Origin of the sequence: Infirmifilum sp., from assembly GCF_049970975.1 — an archaeon.
GTDB lineage: Archaea > Thermoproteota > Thermoprotei > Thermofilales > Thermofilaceae > Thermofilum > Thermofilum uzonense.
The window spans coordinates 1-2,341 of the sequence record NZ_JBMFLX010000170.1 but is presented as its reverse complement, the minus strand read 5'-3'; the positions used below and the strand labels follow the sequence as shown (position 1 = coordinate 2,341).

General features: G+C 39.6%; 3 protein-coding genes. All 3 read right to left on the bottom strand.

Annotation, left to right across the window (positions count from 1 at the left end):
- Positions 1-712 (bottom strand): hypothetical protein (locus tag ACP5KC_RS10165; protein WP_428287501.1); only part of this gene is annotated, 712 nt, incomplete at its 3' end.
- A gap of 181 nt (positions 713-893) precedes the next feature.
- Complete coding sequence (locus ACP5KC_RS10160) at positions 894-1,799, bottom strand: hypothetical protein (protein ID WP_428287500.1); 906 nt, start codon at positions 1,797-1,799, stop codon at positions 894-896.
- On the bottom strand, positions 1,796-2,341 hold a 546-nt coding region (locus ACP5KC_RS10155), incomplete at its 5' end, for a hypothetical protein (protein WP_428287499.1). The genes ACP5KC_RS10160 and ACP5KC_RS10155, both read right to left, overlap by 4 nt.

Genomic DNA, 2,341 nt, shown 5'->3' with positions numbered 1-2,341 from the left:
CTTCAAGTAATGTTAGAGAAGGGGTTATGTGAACAGGTCTTGTATAGGGAAGTACGACGTAGGAACTATAAGCATATTTGTAGGCAATCTCCTCGATTATTTGTCTAGGACTTGAAGCACCCTCTTTAACACGCTTTATCGGGTTAGTTATAACTATGTGAACATCGTCTCCATAAAGCTTAAATACTTCTTTTGTCTCTTTATCTTCACTAAATGAGTCTATGATAAGCTTAGCTCTTGCTTCAGGTCTCTTAATCTTGAACCTTTTAAATGCTGTGATGACCTCCTTAATTCCTCTTCCTCCCTGAAATCTTCCCATAAACCTGAAGGTTACGCGACCTCTATCGACACTCCTCTCTCTGAGAACCTTAGATCCTTTCTGTAGGAAAATGCTGTGAACTGGTGGTAGAACCTTAATTAATTTCAAAGAACCTCTGTCTATATCACAGCAAGGATTTAGGATTACTACCTCGGAACTTTCATCTTTTAATCTTAAGCTTTTTAAAACTTTTTCCAGGTAATTGAGCGAATAGGCAAATGATATAAGCTTACTGTTGTAACCACTAATCTTGTCTAAAATCCTATTCTGAATTATTGAAAACGATGGATGAGGTTTCCAGGAGAGCACTACGACTTCGGCCTTCCTCAGACCTCTCAAAACTGCGCCGATCAGCTCATCTAATGGGTACATATTGTCATATACTTCGATCACAGTATTTACACGCTTAGAGAGGTAAGCATAGAGACTAGATATTACCAAGTTAACGCTTATACCCCCCTGATTTACGTTAGTGACATGTACTTTGTCGGGTTTCCACATAAATGTGAGAAGATTGGAGAGCTCGAGAAAAATCCTAGCATGGCCTTCTAAAAAGTATTCTGCATGAAAGCCGCTAAGTAGTAAGTCCATATCTTAAAACCTCCAGAAACGGCCTCTTTACTTCCCAGTAATACCCTTTCATATCGACCCTTCTAGCTCTAAGATTTGCAAGTATAGTTGAGACTGAAGTTAGTAGTAAGTATTTAATGGGGATCCGGGCCTTTCCATACTGAAATATGTTTGAAATGACATCCTCATTGTTTAACATAGCCACTAGGTATGAATAAAGCCTTCCAATATTCAAATACGTTTTTACGCTCTCGACAGAGGCACTCATATTCGTTGGGTTTAAAAGAAGCAATTTCAATAGGTCACCAAGTGTAACCCAACCCTCGCTTTCAAATATGTGAGCAATCAATATAGCTAAGTCTATATCCTCTCTGATCACGGAGATTTCCAGACTGTTCACAAGCCTTACTACCCTCCTTGTTGTGGGACTAGCAAGAGAGACGTCTAGTACTTTAAGACCTCCCCAGCCTACCTCGTTGTAAATATCTACTCGTAGTTCCATGTCATTTAGCAATAATGTGACGCCCTTCCCAGATTTTCCAATGATGCTCTCTACTTGAAGCTCTCTACTTAGATGCTTAACCACAGCTTCTAAGTTTTTCTTCTCGACAAGTATATCCACATCGTTACCTAAATGAGTTATAAATGGATGTACCTTTATCAGCGCGTAACCCTCTTGGGGTAAAAGCGAAACCGCTTTAAGGATTTCCATGAACTCAATGTACTTTTTACGTATCTTAGGGTTTCCATGAAGTAATAGCAAGTTTATCTTGGCGTTTTCAAAATACTTCCAGTCATTACTTCTATGCTTAGCAGAAACTACTGTAGCGATTCTTCTTGCTAAACGTTCGTTTGATAACTTTCTGATTACGTTCTCATAGAATTCGTCATGTGAGGTGATTACAATCATCTTCTCTTCACGCTTCCACAAATCCTTCTCTTCATTGTTTCAGCCGTGATCACGTAGGAGAGAATACTCTTGAGCAAGATTAATATTGGTAGTCCGATTATCCCGACTACTATCTCTTGATGAGGTTCACGATTCTCTGCAAGTTTCTCTGTTAGTATCGTGAGAATGGCATATGTTATTAACAGGAATAATATAGGTGGTCCCAGATATGTTGTAAGGAATGCCATTGCTATTACTGTTAGAGGTGCTACCAAGAGAGCTGTGAGGTAGTCTTTATTGATCACTAGTGAGTCATTGCTATTGTAATACCATCTAAGTCTCTTGTAGATGAACATCGCATCAAACTTCTCATACACGTGTCGCACGTCTTTGACAAGCACTTTATCGATGTGATAATGCCTTAGCGATTTTCTATGTAGGGCTACCAGGTTGGCAGGCCCTAGATTGTCTAATAGCGAAAGCTCAGGTCTACGAACCCTAGCTTCCATAAGCAAGAGGTTTCTCTGCCAAATGTAGAGGGTGTTGACAAAACCGTAGTCTCT